Origin of the sequence: Actinoplanes sp. CA-131856 (assembly GCF_050956135.1) — a bacterium.
Classification (GTDB): domain Bacteria; phylum Actinomycetota; class Actinomycetes; order Mycobacteriales; family Micromonosporaceae; genus Actinoplanes.
On the sequence record NZ_CP191849.1, the window covers coordinates 4619936 to 4637971 of the forward strand.

Consider the following 18036-nt stretch of genomic DNA (forward strand, 5'->3'; position numbering starts at 1 on the left):
GACCACCGATTATCTCATCGACGTTCATCTAATCATCGACTCGCCGTCAGCCGCGTCCGGCTGAATGTGACCCATGGATCGACGAGCGATGTTGCGAGCGACAGTGGTCGGCGCGGGCGCGGTGGCGCTGCCCTTCACGGCATGGTCGGCGGCGTACGGGGCGCCGGCGCAGAACGCCACCGGGCCGTACGGCCCGCTTCAGGCCGCGGACGCCCGCGGCATCCAACTTCCGTCCGGCTTCACCAGCTCGATCGTGGCCAGGTCCCGGCAGGCGGTGCCCGGCACGTCGTACGTCTGGCACGACGCCCCCGACGGCGGCGCGGTCATCCCCAACGGCACCGGCTGGATCTACGTGTCCAACTCGGAGGTCTCCTCCTCGGCCGGTGGCGGCGCCTCCCGGATCGTCTTCAACTCCAGCGGTGTCGTCACCGGGGCGTCCCGGATCCTCTCGGGCACGAACCAGAACTGCGCCGGGGGCAAGACGCCCTGGAACACGTGGTTGTCGTGCGAGGAGGTCTCGCTCGGGCGCGTCTACGAGACGTACCCCCTGGGTGGCAGTGCCGTTGTCCGCCCGGCGATGGGGCGCTTCAAGCACGAGGCGGCGGCGGCCGATCCCGTACGCAAGGTCGTTTATCTGACCGAGGACGAGACGAACGGCAAGTTCTACCGCTTCGTGCCGACGGTGTGGGGTGACCTTTCGGCCGGCGTCCTCCAGGTGTTCGTGGCCGGCTCGGGCACGTCCGGCACCTTCACGTGGGCGAACGTGCCCGACCCGGACGGCTCGCCCACGGTGACCCGCTCGCAGGTGTCCGGCGCCAAGTCCTTCAACGGGGGCGAGGGCTGCCACTACGCCGACGACACGGTCTGGTTCACCACGAAGGGCGACAACCGCGTCTGGCAGGTGAACCTGGCGGCCGGTACGTACGAACTGGCCTACGACGACAACCTGGTGAGCCCCGGCACGGCCCCGCTGACCGGCGTCGACAACGTGACGGGCTCGACGTCCGGCGACCTGTACGTCGCCGAGGACGGCGGCAACATGGAGATCTGCCTGATCACCCCCGACGACAAGATCTCCCCGTTCCTGCGCATCACCGGCCAGAGCAGCTCCGAGATCACCGGCCCGGCCTTCACACCGGCCGGCGACCGCCTCTACTTCTCCTCACAGAGAGGAACGACGGGCTCGTCGTCGGGCGGCATCACGTACTGCGTGACGGGCCCCTTCCGCCGCTGAGGTCGGCACGCCGCGCTCGTAGCGTCACCACGACACGAGCGCGGCGTTCCTCATGGGCGAACCGCAGGGTAAGGACGCGACAATGCGATTGCGGACCTACTGGATCTGGACTTGCAGGTTTGCCGAGCGGTATGAAGCCGGCGATCCCTACGGCGCAATTGTCCCCATCTCCGGGTCTCGTAAGGCTCCTGATTGGATGGCAGGTATGAGCCTGCCGGAAACCTCGGAGCTGACGCTCCCGGACGGTCGCGTCCTACGGTATTGCCTTTACGGGCCCGCGGACGGGCGCCGGCCGTCTTTCACAGTGGGTCGCCCAGCAGCCGGTGGAAGCGGCCCAGCCTCACCGATGTCATGGAGCGGAGCAAGCTTCGCTTCCTCGTCTATGACCGGCCCGGCTACGGCGGGTCGACGCGGCAGCCGGGGCGGACCGTGGCCGATGCCGCCGCCGATGTGCGGGCGCTCGCCGAGGCGTACCACTGGGAAAGGTTTGCCGTCTTCGGTGGGTCCGGCGGTGGGCCGCACGCGCTGGCCACCGCGGCCCTGCTGGGGGAGCGGGTGACCCGGTGCGCCGTGCTGTCCGGCATCAAGCCCCGCCAGTCGCCCACCGATGAGGTCACGCTGCGGGAGCGGCAGGCCGAGAGCGCCGCGCACATCCTGGCCCAGATCGAGGCGGGCGGGCCCGAGGTGCCGCGGGAGCCAGGCCGTCCGGCTCGGGACGATCCGGACGCCATGGCGCGGATCCGGGCCACCTTCACCGACGGCATGGACGGGTGGGTGGACGACAGCCTCGCCTTCGCGCGGCCCTGGGGCTTCGACGCGGCGCGGATCGCCGTGCCGGTGGGGGTGTGGCGGGGGACCGACGACCCTGTCGTGCCGCCCGAGAACGCCGAGTGGATGCTCGCCACCATTGCGGGGGCGCGGGGTCACGTCTACACCGGAGGGCATCTGCCGGGGCCTGACGTCTACGGGGAGATCTACGACTGGCTGAGCTGACGCGTGTACGGTCGGGGCATGCGCGTCTCCACCGCCGCGGTCACCGCGGCCTCCCTGATCGGCGGGTGGCAGGTCGCCCGCAGCACCGGTGTCCGTCCCCTCGGCGGCGCGGTTCTGGCCGCCGGTGGTGTGCTGGCCGGGCGGGAGTGGGCGCGCCGCACCAGCCCGGCCGTGACGGCGGGGCTCGTCGCGACCTATGTCGGCGCGTTCGGGCTGTCGCATCCGCTGGCCAAGCGGATCGGGGCCTGGCCGTCGGTGCTGGCCGTCTCGGCGGTCACGGCCGCGGCGTCGTACGCCCTGGCAGACCGGAAAGCACCTCGCTGAGGCTCGCCGCCGCCGCGCTCGGCAGGAGCATGTCCGCCGCCGCGAAGCGCGACGGCGCTACGTACGGATTGGGGATCGCCACGCAGGGCAGGCCGGCGGCCTGGGCCGCCGCCACGCCGTGCGGGGTGTCCTCGAAAGCGACCGCCCGTTCGGTGCCCAGCCGGGACAGGGCGAGCAGGTAGACGGCCGGATCGGGCTTGTGGGCGGCGACCTCGTTGCCGCAGGCCAGCACGTCGATCGCGGCGGCCAGGCCGGCCCGTTCCAGCAGACCGCGCACGTGGTCCTCGTGCGAGCTGCTGGCCACCGCGAGGCGCAGCCCGAGCCCGGCCGCCTCCTCGAACCACTCGCGGATGCCCGGCGCCGGCTCCAGCTTCTGGTTCAGGGTGAGGCGATAGGCGGCGCGGCGGGCGTGACTCGCCTCGCGGTCGTATCCCGCGCCGACGGCGGCCGCCAGCGCCGCGTACCTCTCCTCGTTGACGTCGCCGCCGTGGTCGGCGAAGAACCCGTCCTCGGCGAGTTCGAGGCCGTGCTGCCGCCACTCGTGCCGCCAGCTCTCCAGCAGTGTCGTCTCGGTGTCCATCAGCAGGCCGTCGAAGTCGAAGATGAGCGCGTCGGTCGTCACCGCCTCATCATGCCGCGAGGATCTCCGCCAGCTCGACCGGCCGGGTGATCATCGGCCAGTGCCCCGAGTCGATGTCGACATAGTCGAGGTGCTTCACCCGGGACAGCTCGGGCACGTCGCCGCCGGTGACCCATTCGCGGGCCTGCGCCGGGCTGAACTCCGGGCAGACGAGCACGACCGGCACGTCGAAGCGGCGCTCGTCGGTCAGCCGGACGATGCCCCGGGCCACGCCTTCCGGCACCGTGACCGCCGCCGCCTCGAACTGCTTGCGCGCCTCCTCGTCCAGATCCTGGGCGTCGGGTCCCTCGAACGGCGCCCAGCCCGGGAACGGCATCACGCCGTCCTTGATCTCGAAGAAGTCCGCGTACGCCTTCCCGTCCTCCGCGGGAAATCCGCCGATCATGACCACCTTGGCCACCGTCCCGGGCCGGCGGTCGGCGGCGATCCAGGCGAGCGTGCAGGCCGCCGAGTGCCCCACCACGACGGCCTTGCCGGGCGCCGCGTCCACGGCCGCGACCACGGCGTCGATCTGCTCGGTCAAGGTCGGGCCCGCCGGTGGTACGGGGACAGCGGAGCGCCCCCGCCGCTCGAGCTCAGGCACGACCTCACGCCACGCCGACCCGTCCATCCACAGCCCGCCCACGAGAACAATCGTCATGCCGGCAACGTACGGCCTATTCCGGACGATCGGCTTCCGGTAGCGTGCTGCCTGTGCCGGACGGATCGAGCCCCACCGCACGGGCCCTGCGCACACTGGAGCTGCTCCAGGCGCGCCCCGGCACGACGGCCGAGCAGCTCGCCGCCCACCTCGGCGTCACCGAGCGGGCCGCCCGGCGCTATGTCGGCATCCTGCGCGAGGCCGGCATCCCGGTCCAGTCCGCCCGGGGCCCGTACGGCGGATATCGCCTGGGCCGCGGCACCCGGCTGCCCCCTGTCGTCTTCACCGAGGATCAGGCCCTGAGCCTGGTCATGGCGGTGCTCGACGGCCACCCGGCCGCGATCGACGCCGACGACCTGGTCGGCGCCGCCCTCAGCAAGGTCATCCGGGCCCTGCCGGACAGCATCGGCCGCCAGGCGGCGGCATTGCGGGCGTACGCCTCGGCGGCCCCCGACCGGCACGCGGCCCGCCCCGACCCGGCCACCACGAGCGCGCTGGTGGCCGCCTCCGCCGACCGCCACCGGGTGCTGGTGACGTACCGCTCGGAGCGAGGCGACGCCTGGGACGCCGAGGTCGACCCGTGGGCGGTGGTGGTCCGCTTCGGACGCTGGTACCTGCTGTGCCACTCCCACCGGGCCGACGCCATCCGCACGTACCGCATCGACCGCATCCGCGCCGTCGAGCGCCTCCCGCACACGTTCACCCCACCGGCCGACCTCGACCCGGTCGCCTCCCTGGAGCAGAACCTGGGCGCCGGCTGGAAATACACCACGCGCGTCGTCTTCCACGCCCCGCTGGACAAGGTGGCCCGCTGGATCCGCCCGCCCATGGGCCGCCTGGAGCCCGACGGCGACCGCTGCGTCCTGATCGGCACGACGACGAACACCGAGATGTACGCCCAGGAGTGGCTGGCCACGATCCCCATCGACTTCACCGTCGAGGGCGGCCCCGAGCTGCGCGACGCCGTGGCCGCGGTGGCCGCCCGCTTCACCGCCGCCTTGGAGTAGGCCGGCCGGCGGTCGGCTGGTCAGGCGCCGAAGCGGCGGTGCCGGGCGGCGTAGGAGCGCAAGGCTCGCAGGAAGTCGACCTGGCGGAAGCCCGGCCAGTAGACGTCGCAGAAGTACAGCTCGGAATAGGCGGCCTGCCACAGCAGGAAGCCGGACATGCGGCGTTCGCCGCTGGTGCGGATGACCAGGTCGGGGTCGGGGCTTCCGCTCGTGTAGAGGTGTTCGGCGATGCGGTCGGCCGTCAGGGCCTCGATCGCCTCGGGCAGCGACGGGGCCGACGACAGCAGCGAGCGGACCGCGTCGACGATCTCCTCGCGGCCGTCGTAGCCGATGGCGATGGTCAGGTGCGACGTGGCGGCCGGGTCTCTGGTCTCCTCCTCGGCCAGCTTCAGCGCGTTCCTCGTCGAGTCGGGCAGGACGTCCAGGCGGCCGGCCAGGTGGACCTGCCACGGGCTGGCCGGGCGGCGCAGGCGTTCGGCGACCACGTCCTCGATCATGCGCATCAGGTTGCCCACCTCGACCGCGTCGCGTTTGCGAACGTTGTCGACCGACGCCACGAAGACCGTGACGTGCCGGATGCCGGCCTCGGCGCACCAGCTCAGCACCTCGTCGAGGTGTTCGGCGCCGTAGCGGTGGCCCACCCGCGGATCGCCGAAGCCCATCTGACGGGCCCACCGCCGGTTGCCGTCCATGACCATCGCCACGTGCCTCGGCAGTGTGGCCCCGGCCAGCTGGTGACGGAGCAGGCGGGCGTAGACGGCGTACGCGAAGGACCGAAGCATGCCGCGATCCCAGCAGAACCGGCCGCCGTGGGCCGCCGCCCGCATGGGATCTCTACGGCATCTTCACCGTTTCGGCACGAGCGCGGTGCCGGCGCACGGCGTCGCGGTTGCCGCACGCGTGCGAGCAGTACTTCTGTTTCCCCGTACGGCTGAAGTCGGCGAACGGGCGACCGCAGCCGCCCGCGGCGCAGCGGCCGAGCCGGTGCATGCCCCGGCCCGAGAGATGCAGGGCCGTGCCCACGCTGATCAGCGTGCCCAGCAGCGAGGACAGCGACTGGTCCGGTTCTCGGTAGTGGATGTGCCAGCCGCTGCCGGCGTGATCGGTCAGGCGCGGGGAGGCGGCGGTCTCGCGCAGCAAGGAGTTGAGCAGCGCGGCCCGTTCGCCGTCGGTCGCGTCGACCACCGAAAGCCACCGGGCCAGATAAGCCGATGTAGCCGACAGGTCGGAGGGAGCGACCGGGCGTTCGAGCACCACGCCGGCTTCGGCGCACCGAGTGGCCAGCGCCGTGGCGGAGGGCGGCGGGTCGACGGCCAGCGAGAGTGCGAGCCGCACCGCATCCTCTCCGTAAGGGTTGAGGTGCATAAGCCCATTACAGCATGATGACCATCGCCCAGCAACGAACCGAAGGGAAGCCCATGGACTGGCAGTCAGTGCTCCTGCTCCTCGCGGTGGCCGCGGCCGCCGGATGGGTGGACGCCGTCGTGGGCGGCGGCGGGCTGATCCTCGTGCCGGCGCTGCTGCTCGGCCTGCCGGGCCTGTCGCCGGTGACCGCGCTCGGCACCAACAAGGTGGCCAGCATCTGCGGCACCACCACGGCGGCGGTCACGTACGCGCGCCGCACGAAGATCGACTGGCGGGTGGCCGGGCCGGCCGCGGGCGCCGCGGTCGTCTTCGCCGGGCTGGGCGCCGTCACCGCGAGCAGCATCCCGGTCGACTGGTTCCGGCCGGCCATCATGGTGCTGCTGCTGGGCGTGCTGGCCTTCGTCGTCCTGCGGCCGTCGTTCGGGGTCACCGTCGGGGCGGCCGATCCGACCGCGCGCCGCCGCGCCATCGCCGTGGCCGTGGCCGGGGTGGCGATCGCCTTCTACGACGGCGTGTTCGGGCCGGGCACCGGCACCTTCCTGATCATCACATTCACCGCCCTGCTCGGGCTCGACTTCGTGAGCAGCTCGGCCACCGCGAAGGTCCTCAACGTGGGCACCAACCTCGGCGCGCTGGTGGTCTCCGCCGCCGGCGGCCACGTGCTGTGGTGGCTGGGCCTGTCGATGGCCGTCTGCAACATCGCCGGTGCCCGCTTCGGGGCGCGGACCGCCCTGAAGCGCGGCGCGGGCTTCGTCCGGATGGCTTTGGTGGTGGTCGTCGTCGGTATGGTGATACGTCTGGCCGTTCAGTATTTCGGGTGAATCGGCAGCTTTGGCGAGATTGATTCGCAATAGTGGGCATCGTGAGCGTTGTGACCACCAGCGGACCGAGCGCCCCGGGCCGGAAGGGCTTCTCGTTCTCCGATCTCGGTGTGAGTGCCAAGGTGCTGATCGCGGTCGGTGTGGCCGCCCTGGTCGCCCTGGTCGTGGGCATCCTGGGGATCGTCTCGCTGAGCCAGGTCAACGACAAGGCCCAGTTCATCTCCAAGAGCAACATTCCCAGCGTCAAGGCGGTGGGCCAGGTCCGGGCCGCGATCAGCGCCACCCGGATCGACCTGGCCAACCAGGCGCTGTCGGTCGACGCCGCCACGACCCAGAAGTACGCCGAGAGCTTCGCGGCCGACCTCGAACTGTTCAGCACCGCGATGACGGCCTATCGCAACAGCATGCCGGCCGGGGACCCGGCGCTGATCGACGAACTCCAGTCGAACTGGGACGACTACGTCGCCGTGGCCAAGAACAAGATGCTGCCGGCCGGCACACGCAACGCGCTGGTCGAGTGGGCCAACCTCCGCGACAACGAGGCCAAGCCGATCCTCGACAAGATCAACGCCAACACGACCGCCCTGGACAAGGCCGAGACCGCCGACGCGACGAAGAACTCGGACGCGGCCAACGACGCCTACACGAGCAGCCGTACCTTCTCGCTCATCACACTCATCGTCGGTCTCGCCGTCGCGCTCGTTCTGGGCCTCTGGGTGGCGCGCAAGATCGTACAGTCGCTGGTGAAGGTGACAGTCGTCTGCGACGGCCTGGCCGACGGCGACCTCACCCGCACCACCGGCCTCGAGAGCCGCGACGAGCCGGGCCGGATGGGCCGTTCGCTGGACTCGGCGATGGCCCGGCTGCGGGCCACGGTGACCACCATCGAGAACTCGGCCGCCTCGCTGGCCGGCGCCTCCGAGCGGCTGACCGACACGTCCACCCACATCGCGGCGTCGGCCGAGGAGACCTCGGTGCAGGCCCAGGCCGTGTCGGCCGCGGCCGAGCAGGTGTCGCGCAGCGTCGACACGGTGTCGGCCGGCAGCGAGGAGATGGGCGCGTCGATCCGGGAGATCTCGCAGAACGCGGCCGAGGCGGCCCGGGTCGCGGCCGAGGCGGTCAGCGTCACGGCGACCACGTCGGCCACGATGGGCAAGCTCGGCGAGTCGTCGGCCGAGATCGGCAACGTCATCAAGACGATCACCTCGATCGCCGAGCAGACGAACCTGCTCGCCCTGAACGCCACCATCGAGGCGGCCCGGGCCGGTGACGCCGGCAAGGGCTTCGCGGTGGTCGCCTCGGAGGTCAAGGATCTCGCTCAGGAGACCGCGCGGGCCACCGAGGACATCTCCCGCCGGGTCGAGGCCATCCAGGCCGACACCAGCGGCGCGGTGGCCGCGATCGAGGAGATCTCGATCGTCATCGAGCGGATCAGCGAGTTCCAGACCACCATCGCGTCCGCGGTGGAGGAACAGACCGCGACCACGGCCGAGATGAACCGCAGCGTCGCCGAGGCCGCCGGCGGCACCGGTGAGATCGCCGAGAACATCACCGGCGTGGCCGAGGCGGCCCGGATGACCAGCCAGAGCGTCACCGAGACGCAGGAGGCCACGGCCGAGCTGGCCCGCATGTCGTCCGAGCTCCGCAGCGTCGTCTCAGCGTTCCGCGTCTGACCGGCCCCGCAAAAACCGTTTCTCACTCGCGTTCGCGGTGAGTTCCGCCGCTCGGGCGTACGCCTGACCGGCCTCCCGCCGGCGGCCGCATCGGCCGAGAAGCTCACCCCGCACGGCGTACCAGATGTGGTGTCTCTCCAAGCCTTTCAGACCCTCCACAATGGCCAGCGCCTCGTGGGGACCGCGCACCTCCGCGACCGCGACGGCCCGGTGCAGCGCGACGACCGGCCCCGGATCGAGCAGCGCCAGATGGTCGTAGAGCACGAGGATCTGCGGCCAGTCGGTCTCCTCGATGCTCCCGGCGTCCGCGTGCACCGCGTTGACGGCCGCCTGCAACTGGTACGGGCCCGGCCGGTCGCGGCGCAGGCAAGCCCGCAGCAGCTCCCGCCCCTCGTCCATCAACCGCCGGTTCCACCGGCTCCGGTCCTGGTCACCCAGGCGGATCAGGTCACCGTTCGCGGTCGTACGGCTGGGCCGGCGCGCCTCGACGAGAAGCATCAGGGCGAGCAGGCCCCGCACTTCGGGCTCGTCCGGCATGAGACCCATCAGCATTCGGGTCAGCCCGATCGCCTCTGCGGTGAGATCGTCACGCGTGAGGTTGTCGCCGGCCCCCGCCGTGTACCCCTCGCTGAAAACCAGATAGAGGACCGCCAGAACCGCGCCGAGCCGCCCCGGCAGCTCCTCGTCGCGCGGCACCCGATACGGGATCCGGGCGTCGCGGATCTTCCCCTTGGCCCGGGACAGCCGCTGCGCCATCGTCGCCTCGGGCACCAGGAACGCCCGCGCGATCTCGCTCGTGGTCAGGCCGCCGAGCAGCCGCAGGGTCAGCGCGACCCGGGACGCCGGTGCCAGCGCCGGATGGCAGCAGGTGAAGATGAGCCGGAGGCGGTCGTCGTCGCCCGGGCCGGGTTCCCGTTCGCGCATGGCCTCCGCCTCCAGTTCGGCCCGCCGGGCCTCGCGCCGCAGACGGTCGATGGCCCGGTGGCGGGCCGTCGTGACGATCCAGCCGGCCGGCGCGGGCGGAACCCCGGTCTCCGGCCAGCGGCGCACGGCCACCGCGAACGCCTCCTGCACCGCCTCCTCGGCGACGTCGAGGTCGCCGAAGTGGCGGGTCAGGACGGCGACGGCCCGGCCGAACTCGGCCCGGAACACCCGCTCGATCTCGCTGCCGGTCATGCGACGGGGCGCACCTCGATGGACAGCGGCGCCAGCACCGCGGCCAGGCGCCCGCCCCAGCCGAGCGCCTCGTCGAGATCGGCCGCCTCGATGACGGTGAAGCCGCCGAGATGCTCCTTGCCCTCGGTGAACGGCCCGTCGGTCAGCAGCGTCTCCCCGTCACGGTCGCGGACCACGGTGGCCGAGGACGGGGGATGCAGCCCGGCCGCGAACACCCAGGCCCCGGCCGCCCTGATGTCCTCGTTCAGCTTCTCCAGCTCGGCCATGATCGGGCCCAGCACCTCGGGCGGCGGCGGGTCGCCGTCGGGCTGGTAGATGCTCAGCAGATATTGCGCCATGATTCCTCCTCGTTCCGCTTCTCACTGCCTACACGAACGGAAAGGGCGCGTTCTCTACATGTACGCCTTGTACGCCTGGGGAAATTTCATCTACGAGACCGAACTCGACCGCCGGCCCGCCTGGACCGATCCAGCCGTGCTCAGCGGCGAGCGGAACGTCGTCGACGACGATCTGACCATCTTGGACACCGGAACGCTGCTGGTCGACGGGCCGGGTAGCTTCTTCGAGATCGACGGCGAGCTGGTCGAGGGACGCGACCTGGCCGGGCGCGACCTGAGCGACAGCAAGTGGCGGGTGGCGCGCATCCGGGTGGCCACCGACGGCACCCGTGAGGACGCGATGCGCGTCATCGGCGAGATCGAGGAGGAGTACGACGACCTCATCGTCGACGAGAACCCGTCGGGCAACCCGCTGCCGGCCGGCGAGGCGGTCACCGTGTGGGACGACGACCACGGGCAGTGGGAGCTGGCGCTCGTCAAGCTCTGAATAAGGGGTGGAAGTGACCGGCGGCGTGCTGTTAGCGTCGCCGGACACCCACCGGAAGAGGACAGGCCGTTGTACCGCGTCAGCTGAGCTTTCTCGTTGTGACCTCCCGCGCGCGCCACGCGCTTCTTCGGCGTGCGCGGATCACCTCAGCAGATCGGTGCGTATATATGATCTTCCATCAGCTTCTGGACATCCGTCTTCCCGCTCCGTACGACGTCCGGCCGTCGAGCCTCTTCCGGCAGCAGTCCACAGCGGAGAAGTCCCGGTGGACCCGGCGGCGCCGCCCGCCGACGCTGCCGCCGTGGAAATACTCGCCGCCCCGCCGCGGTTCGTGGCGTGACGCGCGACGGCCGGGCCTCTGGGGACGGCGAGGGTAGACCGTCGGAGGCGCCTCCTCCGGGCGGCGCCTCCTTGAGGGCGGGCCTTCTCAGGCGGGGCCGAACCAGCGGGGGAGCTGAGCGGTCAGCTCCCGCTGGTCGGCGCCGGCCCAGGCGACGTGGCCGTCGGGGCGGAGCAGGACGGCCGGGAAGTCGACCTCGTCGCTGACATCGGTGACGTGGTCGACCCGGTCCGTCCAGCCCTCGGCCGACAGGTCACCGGTCTGGTCGAGCAGCAGGCCGCGGCCCGCGTGCTGAAGGTCGAAGAGGCGGCCGGCGTGCTTCAGGCGTACATCCCGCAAGCGTCTCCCGACCAGATCCTGCGCCGCGCCGAAGTCGTAGCGGACGGCGATCGCGGTGATCTTCGAGATCAGCCGCCGGTTCACCTCGTCGATGTCCATGAGATCGGAGAGCAGGCGCCGTACGGACTGCGGGCCCGGATCGGTCGACATCAGCTCCATCTGGGCCCGGGTGTTGTCGAGCACGTCGACCGCGACCGGGTGCCGCTCCGACTCGTACGAGTCGAGAAGCTCCTGCGGCGCCCACCCGGCCACCGCCGCCGCCAGCTTCCAGCCCAGGTTGAAGGCGTCCTGGAGCCCCAGGTTGAGGCCCTGCCCACCGGTCGGCGGATGAATGTGCGCGGCGTCGCCGGCCAGGAAGACCCGCCCGTCGCGGTAACGCTCGGCCAGCCGCGTGGCATCACCGAACCGCGACAGCCAGCGCGGCGAGTGCACGCCGAAGTCGGTGCCGGCGAAGGCCCGCAGCTGCCGCCGGAAATCGTCGAGGGCCGGAGCGGCCGTACGGTCCTCGGCCACCCCGTCGGCCGGAACGACCACGCGGTAGGTCCCGTCGCCGGAGGGCCCGAGCCCGAACCGCAACTGCGTCCGCCGCACCTCGGCCACCACGGCCGCGATCTCCTCGGGCGGCGCCGACGCCTCCATCTGCCCCAGCAGCGTCTCGTGGCGGGACGGCTCACCCGGAAACCCGATGCCGAGCAGCTTGCGCACGGTGCTGCGGCCACCGTCGCACCCGACGAGGAACTGTCCCTGCACCCGCGAGCCGTCGGCCAGCTCGGCCGTCACCCCGTAGTCGTCCTGGCCGAGCCCGGTCACCTCGGCCCCGCGCCGCAGCTCGGCTCCCGACTCCACCGCGTGCTCGGCGAGAAGCCGCTCCACCTCGGTCTGCGGAATGCCGAGAACGTATGAGTGGGCCGTGTCCAGCCCGTCGGGCCACTTCGTGCCGAGCCCGGCGAAGAAACCACCGAGCCGGAACTGCTTGCCCCGCTCCAGGAAACGCCCCAGCAGCCCGCGCTGATCCATGATCTCGATGCTGCGGACGTGGAGCCCCAGCGCCCGCACGTTCGGGGTCGGCTCGGCCTCGCGCTCGAGCACGACCACATCGACCCCGCGCAGCCGCAACTCCCCGGCCAGCATCAGCCCGGTCGGCCCACCACCGACGACGATCACCTCAGTCACGAGAACCACCCCGCTCCACGGTAGAGCCCGCCGGGCGATCAGAGGACGTACGAGGCGATCATCTGACCCAGCTGGCGGATGTCGGCGTTGGCCTTGAACTCGAGCCGGACCTTCCCGAGCCCGCTGAACCACAGGTCGAGCTCGGCGTCGCGGTCGAAGTTGCCGGCGGTCTCGATCGAGAAGGCCTGAATCTTGTTGTACGGCAGCGAGGTGTAGTCGACCTTCTTGCCCGTCATGCCCTGCACGTTGGCCGCGATGAGCCGCTTGTTGGTGAACGTCACGAAGTCCCGGGTGGTCCGGAACGCCGCCACGAGATGCTCACCCGGAATGAGCAGGGGCGCGACCTGCGGATGCACGGAGGCGGGGTCACAGGGATTGAGCTTGAAAACGGAGGGGCTGGAAAAGTCGATCACCGGCTTACGGTAACCGAGGCGGCGACTCGCCGGGTTCGGGTGAGAGACCCTCGGCACACCGGGAGAACATGGATGACATTCGGGACACGGGGCACCATGCAGCCATGGGATCGACATCGGTGACCGAGACGCTGGCCGGGTGGGAACGTGGGGCCCGGGCTCTCGCCCTGCTCGACGCCGCCCGTGAGCGGGGCTATCTGACCTTTCTGACCGAGCCGCACACCGCCGGGGAGGTGGCCGGGTTCGCGGGCCACGACGCCGGCGACGTGCTGGACGCCCTTGTCGCGCACGGGATCGTGGTGCGGGTGGACGGCAAGTTCCAGCTGGAGGAGCAGCTGGCCGGGGCCCTGTCGGCCTCGGCGCCGGTCGACTTCGCGGCGCAGATCGAGCGGGGCGCCCTGCTCGCGCGGCAGGTGGGGGACGTGGTTCGTACGGGCGCCTCCGCGGTGACCGCCGCCGAGAGCGTCGTCATCGCCCGGTCCGTCGCGCTGACCCCCAACGACGCCGCCCGGGCCGTGGTCACCCAGATCCTCGACGCCGTGCCCGAGATGCGCGACGCGATCACCGACGGCCGCCTGCTCGACGTCGGCAGCGGGGTCGGCGGCTTCGTGCTCACAACGGCCAGCCTGCTACCCGGCCTGCGGGCCACGTCGCTGGAGCTGATCCCCGAGGTCGCCGCCGTGGCCTCGGCGCGGGCCGAGGCGCTGGGGCTGACCGACCGGGTCGACGTCCGGGCCGTGGATGCCCGCGAGTTCGACGCTCCCACCCCGTACGACGCGGTCTTCTGGGCCCAGCCTTTCTTCCCGGAACCGACCCGGTCCGGCACCCTGGCGATGATCCTGCGCAGCCTCCGGCCCGGCGGCATCCTGCTCGTCCAGCAGCTCGACGCCGAGCCCACCGACGACGCCGCGCGCGCCGCCTTCACCCTGCCCCGCCTGGTCGCCCGGTCTCAGGGGCTGCCGTTCGCCCGGCCGCTCGACGGTCTGGTCGCCGAGATCGAGGCGGCCGGGTTCGAGCTGGTCCGCACGCTCGAGATCGATCTCGGGCGGATCGCCCTGCTTCGCCGGCCTTAGGGTCTGTTTTATAACTGAGGCGGGGCTGCGGCGTGGCCCAGCTTCCGCCTGGCGGCGTCCCGCGGAAGCCCGGTTACAACACCGGTAGCCGAGCTTCCGCGGGCCACCACCAGACGAAACCTGGATCTCGCCTCGCTTCCACCCCAGTTATAAAACAGACCCTTGGGCCTCGCCGGGGATACGCGACGCGGCGTGCAGCCTTGCGTTGCGAAGTACTGCCTGTAAGGGGGAACGTTTCGCGGTGCTTCCGCGTGTACCGGACATGGTGGCTTCCACAAGGAGGGCCGGCGAGGCGCCGGCCCTCCGTGATGTCGACGGCTTCGAGGCGTTCTACCGGGCCAATGTGGACCGGGTCTACCGCGCGCTGGCGGTGACCCTGCGCCGCGACGACCTCGCCCACGAGGCCGTCGACGAGGCGATGGCCCGGGCGTACGCGAGATGGCCGGTGGTCGGCGAGCTCGAGTCGCCGGCCGGCTGGGTCTTCCGGGTCGGCTTCAACTGGGCGACGTCGTGGCGGCGCAAGCTGCGCCGCGAACGGCCGCCGGTCGAGGACGACGCGCACCCCCACCACGGCCCGCCCGACAGCGCGATCGTCGCCCGCGATGCCCTGGCCATGTTGCCGGCCCCACAACGGGCCGTTCTCACCTGCCGCATCCTGCTCGACCTGTCGACCGCCGAGACGGCCGCCGCGCTCGGGCTCACCGAAGGAACCGTGAAGAGCCGCCTCTCCCGGGGGCTGGCCACCCTCCGATCCGCGCTGAGCACCGAGGAGTGATCATGGACGAGATTCCTCGCGACGTCGCCGTCGCGGTCCGGCAGGCAGCGGAGACGACCGTCGGATATCCGGGCGCGCTCGGCGATGTCTATCGACGGGCGGCGGGCCGGCGGCGCCGGCAGCGGTACGTCGGTGCCGTCGCCGGCTTCGTGACGGTGCTCATGGTGGTCGGCGCCGGCTTCGCGCTGCGGACGCGGGAACGGGCGAGCCTGCCGGTGGTCGAGCCGAGCCCGGTGCCCTCCCTCGCGCATGACCGGCCACAGCGGCTCCTGCTGCATCACGCCGCCGGCAGCTACAGCGGCGGCGGCCAGGCCGCCGTGACCATCGACAGGCGGGAACGCGTCGGAGAGTTGCTCGGTGACGGCCGTCTTCAGACGTACGCCGTCACGGGCACCGAAGGATGGAACGACTTCACCGTGCTCGACGACGGCCGCGTGGTCGCGCTCGGGCCGCGTGACCTGCCCCCGGGGGTGGAGATCACCGACGGCCCGGCACCCAACGGAGTCGCCATCGACCTGCTGGTCGTCGGGACGGACGGCAAGGTCGAGCTGTCGCGGAACGTCCGGCAGAAGAACCGACTGGTGACGCTGGCCGCCGCGACCGATACGACGGCGTATCTGTGGCGCCCCGACGGCTACTACGCGCACGACCTGGCGACCGGCCGGGAGAGCCTCCTGCTTCGGATATCCCAGCAGTTGATCGCGCTGGACAGCATCCCCGCCGCGGTCGCGTACGACGTGACCTCGAACATTTGCCACCCGCAGGTGAGGCAGGTGACCAGCGACGGTTCGATCAGGGAGTCGCGGCCGGTGAACCTGCCGGAATGCCAGTTGGTGTTCAGTCTGCGGCTCAACCGCGACGGCGACCGGCTGGCCGTCGGCTACCGAGGCCAGGACGGTTTGCGGGTAGCGCTGCTGGACCCCGAGGCCGGACGCGTGCTGATCGACCGCCGGGTCGCCGCCGCGCCGGGCGACGGCCAGGGGAGTGCCATCGAGCTGGCCTGGCAGGACGACCATTCCGTACGCGGAGCGGTGCTAACCCACAGCGGCACCCAGCGGCTCCTCATGCCGTTCACCGTGCCGTGAGCGGCGCCGGCCGGGCGACCACCAGTTCGCCCGGCCGGCCAGCCGCATCAGCGACGGCACGAGCACGGCCCGGATGATCGTCGCGTCGACCAGGATCGCCACCGCCGCCCCGACGCCGATCATCTGCAGGTACATGACCTCGCCGGTGGCGTAGAGCGAGAACGACAGGGCCAGGATCGCGGCGGCCGCGGTGACCAGGGGAGCGCTACGCCGCAAGCCGTCGAGAACCGCACGGGTGTTGTCGCCGTGCCGGTCGTAGCTCTCCTTGATCCGGGACAGCATCAGCACCTCGTAGTCCATGGACAGCCCGTAGGCCACGCAGAACATCAGGATCGGGAACGCCGGGTCGAGCGTGCCGATCGGCGTGAAGCCGAGAACCGAGGCGAACGCGCCGTTCTGGAAGACGACGACCAGCACCCCGAACATCACGGCCAGGCTGAGCAGGTTGAGCACCGTCGCCTTGACCGGCACCAGCACGCTGCGCGACATGGCGTAGAGCAGCACGAACGAGATCACCAGGATCAGCCCGCCGACCAGCGGGATCCGGTCGGTGAGGGCCGCGCGGAAGTCCGTCAGCTCGGCCGGGAACCCACCGACCAGGGCGCCGGGAGAAGCGTCACGCACGGCTTCGACCATTTCCGGTACGCCCGTGCCGGCCAGCGCCGCCCGCGACGGCACCGCCTCGACGCGCTGGAGATCGCCGCGCGCGAAACGCTCCGGGTCGGGCAGATCCCCGGCCCTCGTCCCGGCCACGAAGACCCCGGCCGGTGAGTTGACCTGGGCGATGCCCGCCACCCGGGACAGCGCGGCCACGTCGGGCCGTCCGCCGATCACGTACAGCGCGTCGTTGGCCTCGGTGTCGAAGCCCGCCCGCAACAGGTCGTACGTCTGCCTTGTCGACGCCGACGGCGGCAGCACCCGGTCGTCGGGCAGCCCGATCCGGAGCCCGAGCGCCGGCGCGCCCAGCACCCCGACGATGACCAGCCCCACCAGGGCGAACAGCACCGGCCGGCGCATGACGGCCGACCCGCTGCGATGCCAGAAGCCGCCGTCACCGCGGGCCCGGCCGCGGCGCCGGGCCCGGTGTCCCAGCACGCCGAGGGCGGCCGGGAGCAGCGTCAACGCGCCGGCGACCGCCACCGCGACGACGAGGACTCCGGCGTACGCGAACGATCTCAGGAACGGAAACGGGAAGACCAGCAGCGCCGACAGCGAGGCGGCCACGGTCAGCCCGCTGAAGACCACCGTGCGCCCGGCCGTGCCGATGGTGGCCGCGATCGCGTCGGGCACCGCCGAACCGCCGTCCAGCTCCTCCCGGAACCGCGAGATGACGAACAGGCTGTAGTCGATGCCGAGCCCCACCCCCATGACCAGCGTGATGTTGGCCGCGAAGGTCGACACCTCGGTGAAGCCGGCCACCACCCGCAGCCCCGCGAGCGTCCCGGCCACGGCGAAGACACCGATGCCGAGCGTGAGCAGGGCCAGCCGCACCCGCCGGTAGAGCAGCACCAGCAGTCCCAGCATGAGCGGCACGATCAGCAGCTCGGCCCGGGCGAAGTCCGCCGCCGCCCGCTCACTGACCTGACTGGACACGGCCTCGCTGCCACCCACCCGCACCGAGATCGTCTCACCGTCCCGGCTGTAGGCCGGTAGGAGCCGTTCCCGGATCTCCGTCCGGGCCGCCGTCGCGTCCCCGCCGACGTGGGCCAGGATCACCGCCGCCCGCCCGTCGGCGCTGCGCATCGTCGGATCGCGCTCCCGCGACCAGTAGGACCAGACATCCACGACGGCCCGGTCGGCCGCGAGCTCCTCGGCCACGGCGGAGGCGGCGGCCCGGACCGTGGGCGAGTCGATCCCGTCGGATTCGGCGGTGACCAGCAGGATCAGGTTGGCGTTGCCGGTGCCGAAGCGGGCCAGCTCCTGCTGCGCCCGCACGGACTCGGTGCCCGGCGCTTCCCAGCGACTGAGGACGAGACGGCTCATGGTGCCGGTGGCCAGGACGGCGGCGGCCAGCGTGACCAGCAGGCCGAGGATAAGGACGAGACGGCGACGGCGGTAGAGGATCATCGCAGGACTCCCGGTGTGCGAAAATACGAGCGATCGATCGTGTTTTTGAAGAATACGAGCGACCGCTCGTAAA

At 71.5% G+C, this 18036-nt stretch carries 19 protein-coding genes; 10 read left to right on the plus strand and 9 right to left on the minus strand.

The window, feature by feature from the left end; all coding sequences use genetic code 11:
• Positions 1–73: 73 nt before the first annotated feature.
• The 3 genes from ACQP2X_RS21310 to ACQP2X_RS21320 all read left to right on the plus strand — a co-directional run bounded on the left by ACQP2X_RS21310 (position 74) and on the right by ACQP2X_RS21320 (position 2551).
• A complete protein-coding gene (locus tag ACQP2X_RS21310; RefSeq protein WP_498699586.1) occupies positions 74–1234 on the plus strand; it encodes an alkaline phosphatase PhoX in 1161 nt (386 codons plus the stop codon).
• Between the two features lie 351 nt (positions 1235–1585).
• Positions 1586–2227: an alpha/beta fold hydrolase gene (locus ACQP2X_RS21315; protein WP_498699588.1), complete on the plus strand. Its 642-nt coding sequence runs from the start codon at positions 1586–1588 to the stop codon at positions 2225–2227.
• Between the two features lie 18 nt (positions 2228–2245).
• Complete coding sequence (locus ACQP2X_RS21320; RefSeq protein ID WP_498699590.1) at positions 2246–2551, plus strand: hypothetical protein; 306 nt, start codon at positions 2246–2248, stop codon at positions 2549–2551.
• Here the strand turns inward: ACQP2X_RS21320 and ACQP2X_RS21325 are convergent.
• Entirely contained in the window at positions 2502–3173 is a 672-nt protein-coding gene (locus ACQP2X_RS21325; RefSeq protein WP_498699592.1) for an HAD family hydrolase, read from the minus strand. The genes ACQP2X_RS21320 and ACQP2X_RS21325 overlap by 50 nt on opposite strands.
• A 7-nt stretch (positions 3174–3180) precedes the next feature.
• Positions 3181–3831 (minus strand): alpha/beta fold hydrolase, encoded by a 651-nt coding sequence (locus ACQP2X_RS21330; RefSeq protein WP_498699594.1) that lies wholly within the window; start codon positions 3829–3831, stop codon positions 3181–3183.
• A gap of 101 nt (positions 3832–3932) precedes the next feature.
• On the opposite strand from ACQP2X_RS21330, the gene ACQP2X_RS21335 reads away from it, so the two are divergent.
• Positions 3933–4838, plus strand: a complete 906-nt coding sequence (locus ACQP2X_RS21335; protein WP_498700988.1) for a helix-turn-helix transcriptional regulator — start codon at positions 3933–3935, stop codon at positions 4836–4838.
• A 20-nt stretch (positions 4839–4858) separates the two neighbouring features.
• Here ACQP2X_RS21335 and uppS read toward each other — a convergent pair whose 3' ends face one another.
• Positions 4859–5620 (minus strand): polyprenyl diphosphate synthase, encoded by a 762-nt coding sequence (uppS, locus tag ACQP2X_RS21340; protein WP_498699595.1) that lies wholly within the window; start codon positions 5618–5620, stop codon positions 4859–4861.
• Between the two features lie 52 nt (positions 5621–5672).
• Positions 5673–6173 carry a CGNR zinc finger domain-containing protein gene (locus tag ACQP2X_RS21345; protein ID WP_498699597.1) on the minus strand — a complete coding sequence of 167 codons (501 nt, stop codon included), beginning with the start codon at positions 6171–6173 and terminating at the stop codon, positions 5673–5675.
• A gap of 83 nt (positions 6174–6256) precedes the next feature.
• Between ACQP2X_RS21345 and ACQP2X_RS21350 the strand changes: the two genes are divergently transcribed.
• A complete protein-coding gene (locus tag ACQP2X_RS21350; protein WP_498699599.1) occupies positions 6257–7024 on the plus strand; it encodes a sulfite exporter TauE/SafE family protein in 768 nt (255 codons plus the stop codon).
• A gap of 41 nt (positions 7025–7065) precedes the next feature.
• Positions 7066–8697: a methyl-accepting chemotaxis protein gene (locus tag ACQP2X_RS21355; RefSeq protein WP_498699601.1), complete on the plus strand. Its 1632-nt coding sequence runs from the start codon at positions 7066–7068 to the stop codon at positions 8695–8697.
• Here the strand turns inward: ACQP2X_RS21355 and ACQP2X_RS21360 are convergent.
• Complete coding sequence (locus ACQP2X_RS21360; protein ID WP_498699603.1) at positions 8680–9873, minus strand: RNA polymerase sigma factor; 1194 nt, start codon at positions 9871–9873, stop codon at positions 8680–8682. The two genes, ACQP2X_RS21355 and ACQP2X_RS21360, sit on opposite strands and share 18 nt — an antisense overlap.
• The gene (locus ACQP2X_RS21365) at positions 9870–10211 is read right to left on the minus strand and encodes a YciI family protein (RefSeq protein ID WP_498699605.1); all 342 of its coding nucleotides are present in this window, start codon (positions 10209–10211) and stop codon (positions 9870–9872) included. Before ACQP2X_RS21365 ends, ACQP2X_RS21360 begins: the two co-directional genes overlap by 4 nt.
• A gap of 58 nt (positions 10212–10269) precedes the next feature.
• On the opposite strand from ACQP2X_RS21365, the gene ACQP2X_RS21370 reads away from it, so the two are divergent.
• Positions 10270–10698: a hypothetical protein gene (locus ACQP2X_RS21370; RefSeq protein WP_498699608.1), complete on the plus strand. Its 429-nt coding sequence runs from the start codon at positions 10270–10272 to the stop codon at positions 10696–10698.
• Positions 10699–11125: 427 nt separating this feature from the next.
• Here the strand turns inward: ACQP2X_RS21370 and rox are convergent, their stop codons facing one another.
• Both rox and ACQP2X_RS21380 read right to left on the minus strand, forming a co-directional pair.
• On the minus strand, positions 11126–12550 hold the full coding sequence (gene rox / locus ACQP2X_RS21375; protein ID WP_498699610.1) for a rifampin monooxygenase: 1425 nt from the start codon (positions 12548–12550) through the stop codon (positions 11126–11128).
• A 38-nt stretch (positions 12551–12588) separates the two neighbouring features.
• Positions 12589–12963 (minus strand): PH domain-containing protein, encoded by a 375-nt coding sequence (locus ACQP2X_RS21380; RefSeq protein ID WP_498699611.1) that lies wholly within the window; start codon positions 12961–12963, stop codon positions 12589–12591.
• 104 nt (positions 12964–13067) lie between these two features.
• Here ACQP2X_RS21380 and ACQP2X_RS21385 point away from each other — a divergent pair, with 104 nt between their 5' ends.
• The 3 genes from ACQP2X_RS21385 to ACQP2X_RS21395 all read left to right on the plus strand — a co-directional run bounded on the left by ACQP2X_RS21385 (position 13068) and on the right by ACQP2X_RS21395 (position 15896).
• Entirely contained in the window at positions 13068–14036 is a 969-nt protein-coding gene (locus ACQP2X_RS21385) for an SAM-dependent methyltransferase (protein WP_498699613.1), read from the plus strand.
• A gap of 241 nt (positions 14037–14277) precedes the next feature.
• Complete coding sequence (locus ACQP2X_RS21390; RefSeq protein WP_498699614.1) at positions 14278–14811, plus strand: RNA polymerase sigma factor; 534 nt, start codon at positions 14278–14280, stop codon at positions 14809–14811.
• A gap of 2 nt (positions 14812–14813) precedes the next feature.
• On the plus strand, positions 14814–15896 hold the full coding sequence (locus ACQP2X_RS21395) for a hypothetical protein (protein WP_498699616.1): 1083 nt from the start codon (positions 14814–14816) through the stop codon (positions 15894–15896).
• On the opposite strand, the gene ACQP2X_RS21400 is transcribed toward ACQP2X_RS21395, so the two are convergent.
• Entirely contained in the window at positions 15846–17963 is a 2118-nt protein-coding gene (locus ACQP2X_RS21400) for an MMPL family transporter (protein ID WP_498699617.1), read from the minus strand. The two genes, ACQP2X_RS21395 and ACQP2X_RS21400, sit on opposite strands and share 51 nt — an antisense overlap.
• Between the last annotated feature and the right edge of the window lie 73 nt (positions 17964–18036).

Bases quoted from the DNA above. Each gene is read 5' to 3' on its own strand.
- ACQP2X_RS21315 (WP_498699588.1), top strand. From the start codon at position 1,586: ATGGAGCGGAGCAAGCTTCGCTTCCTCGTCTATGACCGGCCCGGCTAC.
- ACQP2X_RS21330 (WP_498699594.1), bottom strand. From the start codon at position 3,831: ATGACGATTGTTCTCGTGGGCGGGCTGTGGATGGACGGGTCGGCGTGG.
- ACQP2X_RS21400 (WP_498699617.1), bottom strand. From the start codon at position 17,963: ATGATCCTCTACCGCCGTCGCCGTCTCGTCCTTATCCTCGGCCTGCTG.
- ACQP2X_RS21385 (WP_498699613.1), top strand. From the start codon at position 13,068: ATGGGATCGACATCGGTGACCGAGACGCTGGCCGGGTGGGAACGTGGG.
- ACQP2X_RS21395 (WP_498699616.1), top strand. From the start codon at position 14,814: ATGGACGAGATTCCTCGCGACGTCGCCGTCGCGGTCCGGCAGGCAGCG.
- ACQP2X_RS21365 (WP_498699605.1), bottom strand. From the start codon at position 10,211: ATGGCGCAATATCTGCTGAGCATCTACCAGCCCGACGGCGACCCGCCG.
- ACQP2X_RS21360 (WP_498699603.1), bottom strand. From the start codon at position 9,873: ATGACCGGCAGCGAGATCGAGCGGGTGTTCCGGGCCGAGTTCGGCCGG.
- ACQP2X_RS21320 (WP_498699590.1), top strand. From the start codon at position 2,246: ATGCGCGTCTCCACCGCCGCGGTCACCGCGGCCTCCCTGATCGGCGGG.
- ACQP2X_RS21370 (WP_498699608.1), top strand. From the start codon at position 10,270: ATGTACGCCTTGTACGCCTGGGGAAATTTCATCTACGAGACCGAACTC.
- uppS (WP_498699595.1), bottom strand. From the start codon at position 5,620: ATGCTTCGGTCCTTCGCGTACGCCGTCTACGCCCGCCTGCTCCGTCAC.
- ACQP2X_RS21310 (WP_498699586.1), top strand. From the start codon at position 74: ATGGATCGACGAGCGATGTTGCGAGCGACAGTGGTCGGCGCGGGCGCG.
- ACQP2X_RS21350 (WP_498699599.1), top strand. From the start codon at position 6,257: ATGGACTGGCAGTCAGTGCTCCTGCTCCTCGCGGTGGCCGCGGCCGCC.